Origin of the sequence: Brachybacterium atlanticum (assembly GCF_025669985.1) — a bacterium.
GTDB lineage: Bacteria > Actinomycetota > Actinomycetes > Actinomycetales > Dermabacteraceae > Brachybacterium > Brachybacterium conglomeratum.
On sequence record NZ_JAKJJW010000082.1, the window covers coordinates 1 to 987 of the forward strand.

Annotated in this window: 1 protein-coding gene; it reads left to right on the top strand. The window is 71.9% G+C overall.

Annotated features, from left to right (window positions below):
• Positions 1–691, top strand: a 691-nt coding sequence (gene rdfA, locus L3K22_RS16640; RefSeq protein ID WP_263312371.1) for a rod-determining factor RdfA, incomplete at its 5' end; no start/stop codon positions are given.
• Positions 692–987: the final 296 nt, after the last annotated feature.

A 987-nucleotide genomic window follows, 5' to 3' on the forward strand; every position in this document is an offset into this window, starting at 1 on the left:
GGCCGCCTCCGACGGCGGCGGCCAGGCGGCTCCGGGCGCGTCCGACGGCGGCGGCGCGGCCGGCGACCCGCAGGCCCAGGAGGCCGACGTCTCCGACGTGCCCGAGGTCGTCGCGACCGTCAACGGCACGGAGATCACCAAGGACGACTTCGTCCAGACCTACCAGTCCCAGTACCAGCAGATGGCGATGCAGCAGCAGGCCGGCGGGCAGGCGCCCGATGAGGAGCAGCTGAAGACCCAGGTCGCCGAGCAGCTCGTGAACAACGAGCTGCTGCGCCAGGGGGCCGAGGACGCGGGCATCAAGGCCACCGACAAGGACATCGACACCACCCTCGACGAGATCGCGAAGCAGAGCGGTCTGGGCTCGGGGGACGAGGTGGTCAGCGCCCTCGAGCAGCAGGGCATCTCCGCGGAGCAGGTCCGCCAGGACGCCGCCTCGCAGTTCGCCATCACGACCTACATCGAGCAGGAGGCCGACATCGCCGAGCCGAGCGACGAGGAGCTGAAGGCCCAGTACGACGCGTTGGTCGAGCAGCAGTCCGCCGCCGGCGGCTCCGCCGAGGAGGTCCCCTCCTTCGAGGAGATGAAGGACCAGCTCGCCCAGCAGGCCACCATGCAGCAGCAGAACGAGGCCGCCACCGAGATCGCCGGGAAGCTGCGCGAGTCAGGGGACGTCACGATCAACGTCTGACACCTCGCCGGGCCGACCGTCCCCTGCTCCGCCCGCACTCCCGGCGCACCTGCCCCGGCTCCGCCCCGCGGTCCGGCCCCCTGCGCCGCCCCGCACCCCGGCCCCCTGCGCCGCCCCGCACCCCGGCCCCCTGCGCCGCCCGCACCCCACCGGGCCGGCCGTTCGCCGGTGCGGAAGCGACACGCACAACGAGAGGCAGATCTCGACCGGTATCTCTTCGGCCGCTTCAATGGGTGAGTGCGACTCCCGAGGAGGGAGTTGCCGATGTTGTCTGCGTCGTTTCGAGCGGAGGTCAT